This is a genomic window from Pseudoselenomonas ruminis (assembly GCF_008271295.1).
Taxonomy (GTDB): Bacteria; Bacillota; Negativicutes; order Selenomonadales; family Selenomonadaceae; genus Selenomonas_A; species Selenomonas_A ruminis.
The window spans coordinates 89,000-104,593 of record NZ_VTOY01000003.1; the positions used below are offsets into that span (position 1 = coordinate 89,000).

The 15,594-nt window shown below is 51.9% G+C and carries 13 protein-coding genes; 12 read left to right on the plus strand and 1 reads right to left on the minus strand.

What is annotated here, in order from left to right; translation table 11 throughout:
- Nucleotides 1-34 precede the first annotated feature (34 nt).
- From FZ040_RS05855 to FZ040_RS05870, 4 genes are read left to right on the plus strand one after another with little or no spacing between them, the layout of a single operon-like run.
- Nucleotides 35-1,237 (plus strand): YecA family protein, encoded by a 1,203-nt coding sequence (locus FZ040_RS05855; protein WP_149171153.1) that lies wholly within the window; start codon nucleotides 35-37, stop codon nucleotides 1,235-1,237.
- Nucleotides 1,237-2,592 (plus strand): MATE family efflux transporter, encoded by a 1,356-nt coding sequence (locus FZ040_RS05860; protein WP_149171154.1) that lies wholly within the window; start codon nucleotides 1,237-1,239, stop codon nucleotides 2,590-2,592. Before FZ040_RS05855 ends, FZ040_RS05860 begins: the two co-directional genes overlap by 1 nt.
- A 6-nt stretch (nucleotides 2,593-2,598) precedes the next feature.
- Nucleotides 2,599-3,525: a tetratricopeptide repeat protein gene (locus FZ040_RS05865; RefSeq protein ID WP_149171155.1), complete on the plus strand. Its 927-nt coding sequence runs from the start codon at nucleotides 2,599-2,601 to the stop codon at nucleotides 3,523-3,525.
- Nucleotide 3,526: 1 nt separating this feature from the next.
- On the plus strand, nucleotides 3,527-5,032 hold the full coding sequence (locus tag FZ040_RS05870; RefSeq protein WP_187620262.1) for a C1 family peptidase: 1,506 nt from the start codon (nucleotides 3,527-3,529) through the stop codon (nucleotides 5,030-5,032).
- Nucleotides 5,033-5,088: 56 nt separating this feature from the next.
- Here the strand turns inward: FZ040_RS05870 and rpsT are convergent, their stop codons facing one another.
- Entirely contained in the window at nucleotides 5,089-5,355 is a 267-nt protein-coding gene (rpsT, locus tag FZ040_RS05875) for a 30S ribosomal protein S20 (RefSeq protein WP_033170139.1), read from the minus strand.
- A 163-nt stretch (nucleotides 5,356-5,518) separates the two neighbouring features.
- Between rpsT and lepA the strand changes: the two genes are divergently transcribed.
- From lepA to dnaJ, 8 genes are all read left to right on the plus strand, one after another.
- Nucleotides 5,519-7,315, plus strand: coding sequence for a translation elongation factor 4 (lepA, locus tag FZ040_RS05880; RefSeq protein WP_074514277.1), 1,797 nt, complete (start codon nucleotides 5,519-5,521; stop codon nucleotides 7,313-7,315).
- Between the two features lie 12 nt (nucleotides 7,316-7,327).
- Nucleotides 7,328-8,494, plus strand: coding sequence for a radical SAM family heme chaperone HemW (gene hemW / locus FZ040_RS05885; RefSeq protein WP_149171157.1), 1,167 nt, complete (start codon nucleotides 7,328-7,330; stop codon nucleotides 8,492-8,494).
- 77 nt (nucleotides 8,495-8,571) lie between these two features.
- On the plus strand, nucleotides 8,572-9,489 hold the full coding sequence (locus FZ040_RS05890; RefSeq protein WP_255448777.1) for a polysaccharide deacetylase family protein: 918 nt from the start codon (nucleotides 8,572-8,574) through the stop codon (nucleotides 9,487-9,489).
- Nucleotides 9,490-9,510: 21 nt separating this feature from the next.
- The gene (locus FZ040_RS05895) at nucleotides 9,511-10,464 is read left to right on the plus strand and encodes a serine hydrolase (protein ID WP_149171158.1); all 954 of its coding nucleotides are present in this window, start codon (nucleotides 9,511-9,513) and stop codon (nucleotides 10,462-10,464) included.
- Between the two features lie 204 nt (nucleotides 10,465-10,668).
- On the plus strand, nucleotides 10,669-11,703 hold the full coding sequence (gene hrcA / locus FZ040_RS05900; RefSeq protein ID WP_149171159.1) for a heat-inducible transcriptional repressor HrcA: 1,035 nt from the start codon (nucleotides 10,669-10,671) through the stop codon (nucleotides 11,701-11,703).
- A gap of 63 nt (nucleotides 11,704-11,766) precedes the next feature.
- Nucleotides 11,767-12,366, plus strand: a complete 600-nt coding sequence (gene grpE, locus FZ040_RS05905) for a nucleotide exchange factor GrpE (RefSeq protein WP_149171160.1) — start codon at nucleotides 11,767-11,769, stop codon at nucleotides 12,364-12,366.
- A gap of 61 nt (nucleotides 12,367-12,427) precedes the next feature.
- Complete coding sequence (gene dnaK, locus FZ040_RS05910) at nucleotides 12,428-14,275, plus strand: molecular chaperone DnaK (protein ID WP_149171161.1); 1,848 nt, start codon at nucleotides 12,428-12,430, stop codon at nucleotides 14,273-14,275.
- Nucleotides 14,276-14,346: 71 nt separating this feature from the next.
- Nucleotides 14,347-15,501 (plus strand): molecular chaperone DnaJ, encoded by a 1,155-nt coding sequence (dnaJ, locus tag FZ040_RS05915; protein ID WP_149171162.1) that lies wholly within the window; start codon nucleotides 14,347-14,349, stop codon nucleotides 15,499-15,501.
- The last annotated feature ends 93 nt before the right edge of the window (nucleotides 15,502-15,594 follow it).

The window sequence follows — 15,594 nt, forward strand, 5'->3', positions numbered from 1 at the left end:
GTGAGACAGGAAAGTGAGGATTAAGCCTTTTATAATGGAAGAGAATAAGACGGAAATCGAACAGAACAACGAGACGTTAGAGCAGATGGTACAGGCAGATATGGAGGCGCGCAAGAAGGCGCTTTACCGCCACAAGCTGCCGAAAAAATTGGAACTGTTGGATATGCTCGAGGCAATGACGAAAGCCGAGCTCGATGATATCCGCTATAACCTCAATATCTCGGGGGTTAGTTCGCTCAAGAAGGCGGAACTTGCCGAGCGCTTGTCGGTGGAAATCGTTAAATTTGCTCAGCGCTGGTTTCCTTCGATTCTTGAGGAGGAGTACGAGTGCTTCCAGCATTTGCTCAAGCACGATGGCCTGACCACGGAGTTCCGTGACGATGATGTCCGTCTCGATTATTTGCGCGGGCTGGGGCTCGTGTCCTGTGGCGTGAAGGAAGACAAGCTGGCCTGGTATATGCCGAAAGAAATTCAGGCGGAGTTTACGAAGCTGGATTCGGGAACGTTCCGCAGTTTGGCGGAGCTCAATACGGAGGTTACCCGTCTGGCATCCGGCTGCCTGTTCTTTTACGGCTATATGAATTACGAACAGCTTTACGAAAAGGTAACGGGCTATTTGGATGCGGCGCAGGCCGAGCAGGTTTCGTTCATGGATTTTGTCGGCGTTCTGCTCAATGCCTCCTGCTGGCAGAATACGCTGGTTGCTCTGCCGCAGGGTGCGAAGTACTATACGCTTATCGATGAGAATAAGCTGGAGGATGAGCAGCGCGAGCATGCCAACCTCGGCTTTGCGCCGCTGTCGTACAACCGGGTTTATGAAGCGGGTACGGAAGGTTACATCGATGCTACGGATGCTTATAAGGCCTTGGCACAGTTCTTCATGCGAGAGCATGGCTGCGATGTACTGAAGGCCGCTGACATTGTCGGCGAAATCCTCATTCTGCTGCAGAATGGAGGAAATATGCAGGAAGCTGTCGAATACTTGGACGAGCTTGGATTGATGAAAGATGACCGCAAGGCAGAGGCAATTGTACCGCTGCTCATCGCGTTCAATAATTCGACGCATCTTTGGCCGCTCAAGGGCTATACGCCGGCAAAGCTCATGGCTAAGTCGGGCCGTGGCAAGGTGATTCCCTTCGAGGAAGTGCGCCGTCATAAAGTGGGCCGCAATGATCCCTGTCCCTGCGGCAGTGGCAAAAAATATAAAAATTGTTGCTTGCATAAGGATGAAAACTGATGAAGCAGACTTATGGTTATCAGCAGAAAGCACGGCAGTTTTTTGCCGTGCTGCTGCCTATCTTTATTACCCAGCTGTCACTTATGGCAACTGGGTTTTTCAATACGATTATGGCGGGGCATATCAGCCAGCAGGATTTGGCTGGAGTGGCCGTTGGTGTCAATTTGTTCCTGCCATTCTTTGGCAGTGTGCTCGGAATAATATCCGGCCTTACGCCGACGATTTCCCAGCTCTATGGCGGCGGGCGGCAGGATAAGATTGGCTTCATTGTCAAACAAGGCTTTTACTGGGCAATGGCCCTGGCTTTTTTGTTTATTGCCGTGGGTTGGCTGGCGGTGCCGCGGGTTTTGCCGCTTTTAAATCTGGAGCCAAAAGTGCACTATATCACGGCGCATTATTTGCTGGCGGTGTCCTTTGGCATCGTGCCGATTTTTCTGGCCGGCGTGCTGCGGAATTTCATCGATGCGCATGGCCATACGCGGCTCACGATGTGCATCACGATGACCTCGGTGCCGGTGAATATTGCCCTCAATTACGTGTTCATGTACGGTCTCTTTGGTGTTCCGGCGTTTGGCGGAATTGGCGCCGGCATTGGCTCGGCGATTGCCTTTTCGCTGAACTTGCTCTTAAATGTCTGGGTGGTCACCCATATCGAACCTTTCAAAAGCTATCGTATTTTCCATCACTTCCCGCGCCCGCAGTTCTCCGAGTGGAAAAAGCAGCTGGGGGTCGGGATACCGATTGGCAGTACGATGTTTTGTGAACAGAGCATCTTTGGCGCCGTGGGGCTTTTTATGACGGTTTACGGCACGGTGGTGGTGGCGGCCCATCAGGCGGCTATGAATTTCACGACAATCGTCTATATGGTGCCGCTGGCCGTCAGCATGACGCTGACCATTTTAGTCGGGTACGAAGTTGGCGCCAAGCGCTTTGCTGATGCCGAGCAGTATATCCGCCTGAGCCGTGTGCTGACGATGGTTTTCGTGGGCGTGCTGGCGCTGCTGCTGACGCAGTTCAAAACGGAAATCGCCGCCTTGTATACTTCGAGCCGTGAAGTTCAGCCGATACTTACGGGATTCCTGGTCTATGCGGTATTCATGCAGGTATCAGACAGCATCAATGCGCCGCTGCAGGGAGCACTTCGCGGGTATAAAGATGTCCATGTGACATTTTTGCTGGCGGTGCTGTCCTTCTGGGTTATCGGTCTTCCCGGCGGCTGGATGCTGGCCAACTGGACGGCAGTTGGCCCCTATGGCTATTGGATTGGTCTCGTTGCTGGGGTGCTGGTCGGCGCAGTATGTTTGCAGATCCGTATGGGGCAGGTGCAGCGGAAATTTTCAGGTCAGGAGGGGTGATGCCTTATGACAGAGTGCCTGGGGAAATGGAGTGCGGGAGCACTGGTTTTGCTGGCTTGTTACGGCAGTGCGGCGGCAGTGGTGCAGGCAGCACCGCTGCGGACTGTGGCCGAGTGGCAGCAGCAGGTGGAAAAACTCCGGGGGGAAAAGCAGTTAAGTGCCTATGATGAAGCAATCCGCCAGTATCCTGCCTATGCTGATTTTTATATCAAGCGCGGCAGGGTGCAATTGCAGCGGGGCGAAAGCCAGCGAGCAAAGCTCGATTTCGATAAGGCCATCCTGCTCGATGATAAAAATGCCTTGGCCTATACCGGGCGGGCAGAAGAACGGGCTTGTGCCGGTGACAGCAAGGCGGCCTGGCAGGCTTATGAAACGGCTTTGTCCCTCGATCCGAAGAATTCATTGATTTTGCAGAGCCGGGCCCATTTTTACTATGAGGGGCTGGCCGATTACCGGAAGGCTTTTGCCGATTATGACCAGGCGGCAAAATTCGTCACGGCGGAAGATGACCCGAGGCGTATAAATATTGCCCTGCAGAAGCTTGGGGCACAGCTTAAATATGCGTCGTTTCAACCTGGGTATTATGCAACAGTGGTCAATTCCATCGACAATATCCTGAGCATGAAAAAACAAAAGCGAAGCTCCCAGCAGCTCGAATACCTTTATACTTCGCGTTGTGCGGCCAATTATCATTTGGAGCAATACGCTGAGGCTTTGCGCGACAGCCAGCAGGTCCTTCGCTATATGGGACGCGATAAGTTAAAGCAGGCCAATATCCTCCGGCAGCAGAGCCGCATCCTGACGAAGCTGGGGCTTGACCAGGCGGCGAAAGCGGCCTTGAAGGCGGCGCTTTTGCGTAATCCGAAACTCATGGTGGACCGGCAGTATGAACTCGATAAAGATTTGGCGGCCAGCTGGCAGGAGGCATGGTAAGATGATGGGCAAAACGGCAAAAAAAATCCGGGCAGCGCTTGCCTTTTTCCTGCTGCTGCCGCTGTTTGCTGAGACAGTGGCAAGGGCAGCGGTGTTGCCGGAGTTTTATGATATGCGGCTTGCCGAGCCCTTTGACCGGTCAAGTTATATTGACGGACGGAAAACACTGCTCAATGAAGTGGGAAACCAGGGAAGTGCCAATATTTGCTGGGCGTTTACTGCAGCGGCCGCCTTGGAATCCAATGTGTATAAAAATTGGCAGCGGCAGGGCATTGCCTATTCGGTGGATGCCCGCGGATTCCGCTTGTCGCCCTGGAAAATGGCCTGGTTTTCCTATGCCCGGCCAGTGGGAGAAGCTGATGATTTGACCGGCGCGATGGGAAAGCCGTTGAAGAAAGGCAGCTATTCAGTTCCGCTGGCCAGCCGCGTTTACGGACACGGCAGCTGGCCGCTCTTTGCCCCTGAATTTTTGGCGGGCAGCGGCATTGGCTTTCGCAAAGCGGCGGCCAGCGTAACGGAGGATATGAAAGCCCCGGTCGGTTGGGGCGAGGATGCCGGGCTTCGCCTGCGCAATATCTTCACGAGTACGAGTACGAAGCTCTATCAGCCAGCGGAAATCGCGCGGATGAAATCCATGATGCTGGCGTACGGAGCTTTGGCGGCGGGCATTAACAGTCTGCCGCTCCAGCAGAAGGGCGCAGTCAGTTATTACCGGAACAAAACGCTGCCGGTGAATCATGGTGTCAATATCATCGGCTGGGATGATGCCTATGATTTTTCGGAATCAGGGCTCAAGGTAAAGCCAAGGCATAAAGGGGCCTGGATTATTCGCAACAGTTGGGGCAAAGACTGGGGTGAGGGCGGTTATGCTTACCTTTCGTATGAGGATAAGACTTTGCATAACTATGTGGCCTATGATACTTCCCTTGACAGGGCTGCTTACGATTGGATTGATACCCATGAGCGGTCAAATTGTCTCGTGCCGCCACGGCAAAATTGGGAAAATGGCAGCGGACCGCGGTACCGTCAAATGGAATCCGGCAGCGGCTTTGCAGCAGGGTATCAGGCTGGAAAAGCTGGACGGATTACGGCTGTGGGGTTCTACGCAATGGCCGATGGGATGGAATACACCATTACAATCCGCAAGGGCAGTCTCGACCCGGCGCAGGGAACGCTGGCCTTGGAACAAAGCGGACGATTCGGTGCCGATAATACGCCGGAGTGGGCGGGCTATCGCACCGTGAAGGTATCGCCGGACGTAGTGCTCGCCTCAGGCGAGGCGTATACGGTGGCGGTGTCGCTTCGCAATCCCAAGGGAAAAGTACGGCTGGTTTTGTCGCCGCAACTCGTGGAATCACGCAAGGCGGATTCCGTTTACAGCTATATCCGGCGCGGAGGGCACGGCCATTGGCAGAAAACCATCCGCCCAAATGACGGGGATCAGCCCGTATGGTATCGGAACAGTTCCGTCATTGAGCGCGTCTATCTGAAGTCGGCCGAAAAATGAACAACAAAAAAGACCTGCTAAAAAAGCAGGCCTTTTTTCTATCTCATCTGAGAAAATTACTTAGCGAGTGCGTTGACTTTGCGAGCCAGACGGGATTTTTTGCGGGATGCAGCGTTTTTATGATAAACATGGTTAGCAGCAGCCTGATCGATCGTCTTGCAAGCAACCGTAAGGAGGGATTTCGCTTCATCAGCGTTTCCAGCCTCAACAGCGTCAAGAACACGACGGGAAGCAGTGCGTACACGGGACTTCTCAGCAGCGTTCTTTGCATGGCGCTTAGCGTCAGATTTAACACTAAGAATAGATGCTTTGATATTTGGCAAGTAATTCACCCCCCTTAACAAATTCGTTACCTTGTTATCATAGCATGTGAAAATATAAAAAGCAATAGTTTTCTTTAGTTCCTCTGTCTATTTCTTGCAGGTGAGCCGCGTTCAATGCTATAATACGATAGATATGGATTGTTATTTTGAAAGGAAAATGACTATGCAGAACAAAAATATCCGCAATTTCTCGATTATTGCTCATATCGACCATGGCAAATCGACGATTGCGGATCGTTTGATTGAATATACTGGCACGCTTACGAAGCGCGAGATGGAAGCACAGGTCCTCGATAATATGGACTTGGAGCGCGAGCGCGGCATCACGATCAAGGCGCAGACGGTACGCCTCGATTACAAAGGCAAAGATGGCCAGCTGTATCAGCTGAATCTCATCGACACGCCGGGTCATGTCGATTTTACCTATGAGGTATCGAGAAGTTTGGCCGCCTGCGAGGGGGCACTGCTCGTTGTCGATGCGGCACAGGGCGTTGAGGCCCAGACGCTGGCGAATGTCTACATGGCGCTGGAAAATGACCTGGAGATTGTGCCGGTCATCAACAAGATTGACCTCCCAAGTGCTGACCCGGACCGGGTAAAGGAAGAAATTGAAAATACCATTGGCCTGGACACATCCAATGCGGTATTGGCATCGGCCAAATCCGGCATCGGTATCGAAGAGATTCTCGACTCGATTGTCGACTATATCCCGGCACCGGAAGGGGATGAGAACGCGCCGCTGCAGGCCTTGATTTTCGACTCGTTCTTTGATTCCTACAAGGGGGTTATCGCCCATGTCCGCGTCAAGCAGGGCCATATCAAAAAGGGCATGAAGCTCAAGATGATGGCAACGGGCAAGACGTTTGAGGTTACCGATGTGGGCTGCTTCAAACCGCAGCCGGTCGACGTCGGTCATCTCGATGTCGGTGAGGTAGGCTTTGTGGCCGGTTCCTTAAAGGATGTGCGCGATGTTCAGGTTGGTGACACCATTACCTTCGCTGACAATCCGGCAGCTGAACCATTGCCAGGCTATCGCGGCGTTACGCCGATGGTCTACTGCGGCCTCTACCCGGTCGACAGTTCGGACTATGACAACCTCAAAGATGCACTGGAAAAAATGCAGATTAACGATGCGGCGCTGGTATTCGAGCCGGAAACCTCGGTGGCCTTGGGCTTTGGCTTCCGCTGCGGCTTCTTGGGGCTGCTGCACATGGACGTCATTCAGGAGCGTCTCGAGCGCGAGTACAACCTCAAACTCATCACGACGGCGCCGTCGGTTATCTATCATGTGTTTAAGACCGATGGAACGAAAGTCGATGTCAGCAATCCGTCCGACTTGCCGCCGCAGACGGAAATCGAGCATATCGAAGAACCGTACGTCAAGGCAACCGTTATCGTACCGAATGATTTTGTCGGTGCCGTTATGGAGATTTCTCAGGATAAGCGCGGAGAATTCAAGACGATGGATTATCTCGACGAGAACCGCGTCATGATTACTTATCACATTCCGCTCAATGAAATCATCTTTGACTATTTCGACCGTTTGAAATCGGCAACGCGCGGCTACGCATCCCTTGACTATGAGTTGGCTGATTATCAGGAATCGAAACTGGTCAAGGTGGATATCCTTTTGAATGGCGACCCGGTGGATGCCCTGTCGACCATCGTCCACAAGGACCGTGCTGCTGGCCGTGGCCGCCAGCTGGCGTCGAAACTCAAGGAAATCATTCCGCAGCAGATGTTTGAAATCCCGATCCAGGCAGCTATCGGCAGCAAGGTCATTGCCCGCGAGAACGTCAGAGCCCGCCGCAAGGACGTCCTGGCCAAGTGCTATGGCGGTGATATTTCGCGTAAACGCAAACTGCTGGAAAAGCAGAAGGAAGGCAAAAAGCGCATGAAGGCAGTCGGCAGTGTTGAAGTGCCGCAGGAAGCGTTTATGGCCATCCTGAAGATTGATTGATGGAGAAAATAAATGGATGCAAAACAATGGGGCGTATACGTCCACATTCCCTTTTGCCGCCAGAAATGCTTCTATTGTGATTTTCCTTCCTTTGCCGGGCGGGAGCGTTATATGGAAGACTATACAGGAGCCCTGTGCCGGGAAATTGCGGTGCGGGGCTCTTATTATCGGCAGCTTTGGGGAAGGCCCGCGACAATTTATCTGGGCGGCGGCACGCCGTCGATTCTGCCGGCAAATCTCATGGGAAAGCTGCTAAAAAAAATCCGGCAGGTATTTCTAGAAGATGGCGAAGCCGAAGAGTTTACCGTGGAATGCAATCCCGGAACCGTGGACGAAGAATATCTTTTATTGCTGCGGGAATACGGGGTGAACCGGCTTTCCTTTGGGGTACAGAGTTTTGATGATGAACTCTTGCGGCGGATCGGCCGTATTCATAATGGCCAGCAGGCAATCGATGCGGTGAACATGGCCAAGAGGGCAGGCTTTACGAATCTGAGCCTGGACTTGATGTACGGACTTCCAGGGCAGAAGCTTGAACAGTTGAAGGCAAGTGTGAAGCAGGCGTTGGCGCTTGAGCCAAAACACATATCGATATACGGCCTTCAGCTGGAGGAAGGAACCGTTTTTTCCCGGATGCAGGCGATGGGAAAACTGGAACTGCCCGATGATGAGGCGACGGAAGCCATGTACGATTACATGACGGAATTTTTGCCCCAACAGGGATACGAACGGTATGAAATTTCCAATTTTGCCCGGCCGGGATTTGCGAGCCGTCATAACAGGAGCTATTGGCAGGATGTGCCATATCTCGGGCTGGGGGCGGCAGCGCATTCGTATCTCAATGGGCAGCGATGGGCGGCCTATGCCGAGCTCGGCCGCTATATGGAGGCGATACAAGAGAAAAAGTCTCCCGTAGAACCCGAGGAATCGGCAACGGCTGCCATCGCAATCGAAGAATTTTGTTTTTTGGCTTTGCGTACGGCTGAGGGAATAAGCCGGGAAAAGTTCCAGCGGAAGTTTGGCAGGAATCTGGACGACTTATATGGAACAATCATAAGGGACTTTTGTCAAAAAAAACTGCTGGCCGATGATGGTGTGCAAGTCTATTTGACAAGTCAAGGGATGAAGTATGGAAATTTGGTATTTGAAAAATTTTTGCTGGATGAGCAAGATTTTTGAGGCTGGTTAGTGGTTATTCGTTAAAAGTCTGCTATAATAGCCTTGTATGTTTAAAATTGGATGAGAATCGGGGAGATATGATGGACAGAAAAATTATTCAGAAGTTTGTTTTGTCCGCTTTGATTATCATGGGCTGCAGCGCCATCGGCGGCCTGCTTTGGGCAAACAGCCAGAACAGGCTGGCGCAGCAGGATGCTATAGCAGAGGAAGCGGAGAAAGAGCCTGGCGTAGAATCGGATGCCTATATTCTGGCAAAGGGCGATTATTCGAATCTGGAGGAACTTCTTACTGATGTGGATAAGCCGGTCTATGACCGCTATACGTTGAAGCAGCGGCAGGAAAAGGGATTGCCGACGATGCTTCCGCCGCTGGCAGTATATAATAAGGAAAAAGTTGCTTATCTGACCTTTGACGATGGCCCAGACAATAAGAATACCCTGGCTATCCTGGATATTCTCAAAGCCAATGGGATTCATGGCACGTTCTATGTAACGGGCAAGATGTGTGAGGAAAATCCGGAAGTGCTCAAGCGCATCTTCAACGAAGGCCATGCCATCGGCAATCACAGTTATGACCATGACTACAAGCGTCTCTATCAGTCAAAGGATAGTTTTTTGGCAGAAATGCAGCAGACGGATGATATCATCTTTAACATCCTGGGTGTGCGTCCGTTCATTATCCGCGCTCCGGGCGGAACGGTAGGCATGTTTTCGGCCGACTTTTATCCGGCGCTCACCGAAGCCGGCTATGTCGAGCATGACTGGAATGTCAGTTCCGAGGATGCCACGCCGAAGCGGCCCAACGCTGCCCGTCAGATTAAATTCGTGGATGGCATGACGAAGGGAGACCTCAAGGACAATATGGCATTGGTGCTCATGCATTGCTGCGGTGGCAAGGAAGAGACGGTCAAGGCGTTGCAGGGGATTATTGACGTACTGAAGGCAAAGGGGTATCGTTTCGGTGTCGTGACACCGATTACGCCGCAGCCGTGGTAAAGGGAAAGACAGGAGCAGTCCGTGACTTTTAAGCGAATCATTTGTTTTTTTTGTATAATGGTTGTCCTGGAAATCGGCAGTATGCTGTCGATAGCCGTTTGGATGCATCATGATGAAGGGGGGGCCGTGCAGGCAGAATCGGCTCATGAAGACCGCTCTGGCGCCATGGAGGAAAAACGCGCACCCTCGGCCAGGGATGCCGCGGACTTAAGCCGTAATATCGAGCGCATATTAGGCGCTGATTCGAGCCGCTACGCCATTTATTTTTGGCGGCCGGCTGAGGAAGAGGAACCGTTTATCTATCAGAACCGTCCAATGTCGCCGGCAAGCATGGTTAAGGTCTTTGTCATGGCTGCAGCGATGCAGGAGGTTCATGATGGGCGCCTGTCGCTGGATGAAAAGCTCGTCATCCGTGAGGCGGATGTCGTGGGCGGAGCCGGTGTAATCACCTGGTACAATATCGGGGAAGCGCGCTCCGTACGGGAGCTGGTTTCCGGGATGATTACGAACAGCGATAATACGGCCACGAACATGCTGATCGACCGCTTGGGCATGGATAAAATCAACCGGTATATCGCGGCGCATGGCTATGGCGATACCAAGCTGGTGCACAAGATGATGATTGGCAATGGCGGGCGGAAGAACTTTTCGTCGGTGCGTGATTTAGGCAAGCTGTTCAGCCGCCTTTATTATCATCAGCTGGTCGGCGAGAACGAAGACCGTTTTATGGAACTCGTGCTTTCCGGGCAGAAGGATAAAGAATGTTTCAATGCGGCGCTGCCGGATTTCAACATTGCCCATAAGACGGGAGAAGTTACCGGACTTTACGACGATGGTGGAATCTTCTTTGGCAAACAGGGCGACTTTGTGCTGGTCATCATGGATGAAGGCATCACCAGCCGTGGTGACACGATTGAAGCGATGAAAAATCTGACGCGTTATTTTGCCTCGACTCTTAAAAAGAAAAAGAAATAGGCGTGGGACGGTAACGGAACCACGATTCATACGGAGGAAACCGCTGGCTTAGGTAAGCTGGCGGTTTTTTATATAAATGTTTGACTTTTTGTCTTTTAGTGTTGACTTTTTGCCTTATTCGCGGTATTATCTTAATAGATTCGAAGTTAGCACTCACCATATAAGAGTGCTAACAGGAAAATAAATACCGAAGGAGGGATGCTGATGGCCGAACCGATAGATGAGCGCAAACAACGGGTATTAAAGGCTGTTATCGATGATTACATCGAAACCGCCGAGCCAGTGGGCTCAAGAACGTTGGCTCGGAAGTATGACCTGGGCGTCAGTCCGGCTACCATCCGCAATGAGATGGCAGATTTGGAGATGCTGGGGTATCTTGAGCATCTGCACACTTCTTCGGGCAGGGTACCGTCTTCCAAGGGATACCGTTTTTATGTGGATGGATTAATTCCGCCGAAGCCGGTCAGCGATGAAGAAAAAGTGCTGATTGACCGTTGGTATAACGCCAGAGTCAAGCGGATTGATGAGGTTTTCCAGGAAACCGCGCACATCATTTCCCAGGTGACAAAAAACGTGTCACTGGTGTTGGCACCGCAGCTCAATCAGGCAAAGTTCCGCTGCCTTCAGTTTTTGCCCCTTGATGATTATCGCGTCATCACGGTGCTGATGACCGATGCGGGCTTTATCGAGAACAAGATCATCGAAATGCCAAGTGGTGCGACCTTCGAGGATTTCCAGCGGATGGCAAAGGTCATCAATGCCAATCTCGCCGGGCATACCCTCGACACGATTCAGCATCATGCCCTTGCCGAGATTCGCGATGAAATCTCCGATGAGCCGCTTTACGAATCCGCGCTCGAGATTATTCACCGGGCCTTGGATACCGGGAAAAAGGAAAGGCTTTATCTTGGGGGAACTACCCAGATGCTGGACCAGCCGGAATTCCACGATGTGGAAAAGGTCAAGGAAACCCTGATGATGCTCGAAGAGGAAGAGCTTATCAAAGACATTCTCTATGCGCACATGGGCGATGGCCTCGAGGTCACGATCGGGCAGGAAAATGAGGATAAGCACTTCAAGGACAGCAGTATCATTACGGCGACCTACCACCTCGATGGGGAACTTTTGGGAACCATTGCGGTATTGGGGCCGACCCGTATGGAATACGCCAAGGCGATGAGCCTGCTCGAGTACATGAATTCGAATCTTACCAATGTCATCAAACGCTTTCACTGGTAGAACCTGCTGGTGCTTAGCAATAATTTATCCCCTTTGAAAGAGGTGAAGGAATTGCCATCATTTATGAAAGATGAATTAAAGAAAAAAGATGAGCAGAAACTTGACGAGATGCAGCAGGAAATCAATGAGGCCAGTGCTGAAGCTGAGGCCGAGGAAGCTGAAGGTCAGGAGGATGCCGAGGCAGACGAGGCGCCGGAGACCGAAGCCTCTGATGAGGCGCAGCAGCTTGAAAAGCTGACGGCAGACCTGAAGGAAAAAGAAGAACGTGTTCTTCGCCTGCAGGCTGATTTTGAGAATTTCCGCCGTCGTACGGCTAAAGAGAAAGAAGAACTTTCCGCAGTCGTTACCCAGGGCATCCTCAAAGACATGCTGCCGCTTTTGGATAACTTCGAGCGCGCTATGGCTGCTGAGGCCAAAGACGGAGAAGCTTTCCAGAAGGGCGTTGAGATGATTTTCACGCAGTTTGGCGAAGTGCTTAAAAAGAATGGCCTGGAAAAAATCGAAACAGAGGGCCAGAAATTTGACCCGAATTTCCACCAGGCGGTCATGCGTGTCCAGAATGAAGAGCTTGAAGATGATGATATCGCTCAGGAACTTCAGAAGGGCTACATGGTCAAGGGCCGGGTAATCCGCCCGAGCATGGTTCAGGTTGTAGCCAACTAAAGCTGTTTATAAAGTTTTTCTCTATATATTTTGGAAAAGATATTTTTAGGAGGATTTTAAAATGTCTAAAGTAATTGGTATTGACTTAGGTACGACCAACTCCGTTGTATCTGTTATGGAAGGCGGCGAGCCGACTGTCATCACGAACCCGGAAGGCAGCCGTATCACTCCGTCCGTTGTCGGTTTCACGAAAGACGGCCAGCGTCTCGTTGGCCAGCTGGCTAAACGTCAGGCTGTATCCAACCCGGATCGCACGATTGCATCCATCAAACGTCACATGGGTGATTCGAGCTATAAGGTAACGGTTGATGGCAAGAGCTACACGCCGCAGGAAATTTCCGCTATGGTTCTGCAGAAGCTCAAAGCAGATGCCGAAGCATATCTCGGTGAGACAGTCAGCCAGGCTGTTATTACGGTTCCGGCTTACTTCAACGACAGCCAGCGCCAGGCAACCAAAGACGCTGGTAAGATTGCCGGCCTCGAGGTTCTGCGTATCGTCAACGAGCCGACGGCAGCAGCTCTGGCTTATGGCCTCGATAAAGACGATGATGAGACGGTCCTCGTATTCGACCTCGGCGGCGGTACGTTCGATGTCTCGATTCTCGAACTTTCCGGCGGCACGTTCGAAGTTCTGGCAACCAATGGTGATACGCACCTCGGCGGCGATGACTTCGACCAGGCTATCATGGACTGGATGGTTGAAGAGTTCAAAAAAGAGAACAACATTGACCTCTCTCAGGATAAAATGGCTGCTCAGCGCCTCAAAGAAGCCGCTGAGAAAGCTAAGATTGAGCTTTCCAGCATGACGCAGACGAACATCAATCTGCCGTTTATCACGGCTGATGCTACGGGCCCGAAACATCTCGACCTCACGCTGTCGCGTGCTAAGTTCGATGAACTCACGAGCAGCCTCGTTGAGCGCACGATGGAGCCGACCCGCAAAGCTATGGCTGATGCTGACCTTTCCGGCAGCGACATCAACAAGATCATCCTCGTCGGTGGTTCTTCCCGTATCCCGGCTGTTCAGGAAGCTATCCGCAAGTTCTTGGCTAAGGAGCCGTCCAAAGGCGTTAACCCGGATGAGTGCGTATCCGTTGGCGCTGCTATCCAGGGTGGTATCCTTGTCGGTGAAGTCAAAGATGTACTGCTTCTCGATGTAACGCCGCTTTCCCTCGGTATCGAGACTCTCGGTGGTGTTTGCACGAAGATTATCGAGCGCAACACGACGATTCCGACGCATAAGAGCCAGGTATTTTCCACGGCTGCCGACAACCAGCCGTCTGTTGATATCCATGTCCTGCAGGGCGAGCGTGAAATGGCTGCCGGCAACAAGACGCTGGGCCGCTTCGAGCTCTCCGATATCCCGCCAGCTCCGCGTGGGGTTCCTAAAATCGAAGTTTCCTTCGATATCGATGCGAACGGTATCGTTCATGTATCGGCCAAAGATCTCGGCACGGGCAAAGAGCAGAAAATCACGATTCAGTCCGATGGCGGCATGAGCAAGGAAGATATCGACCGTATGGTCAAAGAGGCTGAAGCTCATGCAGCTGAGGATAAGAAGCAGAAAGAAGCCATTGACGTCAAGAATCAGGCTGACAGCTTCGTATATCAGGCAGAAAAGACCATCAAGGACCTTGGCGACAAAGCTGATAAGGCGCAGATTGCCAAAGTTCAGGAAGGTGTCGACAAAGTAAAAGAGGCCCTCAAGAGCAACGACACGGAAACGATTAAGAAGGCTATGGAAGAAGCCCAGAAGCCGCTTTATGAGATGAGTGCAGCTGCTTATCAGCAGGCTCAGGCTGCTGGCCAGGGTGCTCCGGGTGCAGACCAGGCAGGTCAGGCAGAAGCTAAGAATGACGATGATGTTGTCGATGCAGAGTATACGGAAGTCAAAGACGATAAGAAATAATTCACGGTTTTGATGGAAGGATTGTTGGGAGCCTGCGGGCTCCCAACAATTATATTTAAGGATGGTGCAACGTGAGCGAGAAACGCGATTACTATGAGGTGCTGGGCGTTGATAAGAGCGCATCGGCAGCTGATATAAAAAAGGCCTACAAAAAAATGGCCCGTAAATATCATCCAGACCTCAACCGCGATAATCCGAAAGAAGCTGAGGAGAAATTCAAGGAAGTCAACGAAGCTTATGATGTCCTGAAGGATCCGCAGAAGAAAGCACAGTACGACCAGTTTGGTCATGCGGCCTTTGAAGGCGGCATGGGCGGCGGAGGCGGCTTTGGTGGTTTCGGCGGAGGCGGCTTCGGCGGTTTCGGTGGCGGCGGAATGGATGACATCTTCGATATGTTCTTTGGCGGCGGTGGGCGTCAGCGTTCCCGCGGCCCGCAGCCGGAACGGGGCAGTGATCTGCGCTATGATTTGGAGATTACCTTTGAAGAAGCAGCCTTTGGCAAAGAGGTGGAACTAAGTATTCCGCGCATGGAAACGTGTGAAGCCTGCCATGGCTCTGGTGCAGCCGCCGGAACCAGCCCGGAAACCTGTCCGGACTGTCATGGTACGGGTGTGCGCCAGCAGGTACAGAATACGCCGTTTGGCCGCATGGTCAATCAGACCACCTGCAGCCGTTGTCATGGTACCGGCAAGATTGTTAAGAATCCTTGCGGTGAGTGCCATGGTACTGGCAAAAAGAAAGTCCGCAGCAAGATTAAGGTCAACATCCCGAAGGGAATTGACAATGGCCAGCGGGTTCGCGTCCGCGGCGGCGGTGAAGCCGGCAAACTCGGCGGTGAGCATGGTGATCTTTACGTATATATCTTTATCAAGCCGCATAAGATTTACCAGCGCCAGGGTACAGATGTTGTGGTGGAAGTGCCGATTTCCTTTGTCCAGGCAGCTCTGGGCGACAAAATCCAGGTGCCGACTATCGATGGTACGGTCGAGGTTAAAGTACCGGCTGGAACGCAGTCGGGCAAAATCCTGCGCCTGCGCGAACGCGGCATTCCGCATCTGCGTGGTACGGGCCGTGGCGACGAACATGTCGTCATCAAGGTGCTCACACCGCAGAACCTCAACCAGCGCCAGAAAGAACTCCTTAAAGAGTTTGGCGAAATCAGTGGCGATAAAGTCAATCCGGAACAGAAGAGCTTCCTCGATAACATCAAGAATCTCTTTAAATGATTTTCAACTTTCGAAACAAGTGAGAGTGTGACGCTCTCACTTGTTTTTTTCAGCTGATAAACGTATAATAGATTGTCAACGTATAAAGAGTAC

What these genes read in the sequence shown, in the direction of transcription:
- hrcA (WP_149171159.1), top strand. Translation starts at nt 10,669, where the DNA reads ATGGCCGAACCGATAGATGAGCGCAAACAACGGGTATTAAAGGCTGTT.
- lepA (WP_074514277.1), top strand. Translation starts at nt 5,519, where the DNA reads ATGCAGAACAAAAATATCCGCAATTTCTCGATTATTGCTCATATCGAC.
- FZ040_RS05870 (WP_187620262.1), top strand. Translation starts at nt 3,527, where the DNA reads ATGATGGGCAAAACGGCAAAAAAAATCCGGGCAGCGCTTGCCTTTTTC.
- dnaK (WP_149171161.1), top strand. Translation starts at nt 12,428, where the DNA reads ATGTCTAAAGTAATTGGTATTGACTTAGGTACGACCAACTCCGTTGTA.
- FZ040_RS05890 (WP_255448777.1), top strand. Translation starts at nt 8,572, where the DNA reads ATGATGGACAGAAAAATTATTCAGAAGTTTGTTTTGTCCGCTTTGATT.
- hemW (WP_149171157.1), top strand. Translation starts at nt 7,328, where the DNA reads ATGGATGCAAAACAATGGGGCGTATACGTCCACATTCCCTTTTGCCGC.
- FZ040_RS05860 (WP_149171154.1), top strand. Translation starts at nt 1,237, where the DNA reads ATGAAGCAGACTTATGGTTATCAGCAGAAAGCACGGCAGTTTTTTGCC.
- grpE (WP_149171160.1), top strand. Translation starts at nt 11,767, where the DNA reads ATGAAAGATGAATTAAAGAAAAAAGATGAGCAGAAACTTGACGAGATG.
- FZ040_RS05855 (WP_149171153.1), top strand. Translation starts at nt 35, where the DNA reads ATGGAAGAGAATAAGACGGAAATCGAACAGAACAACGAGACGTTAGAG.
- FZ040_RS05865 (WP_149171155.1), top strand. Translation starts at nt 2,599, where the DNA reads ATGACAGAGTGCCTGGGGAAATGGAGTGCGGGAGCACTGGTTTTGCTG.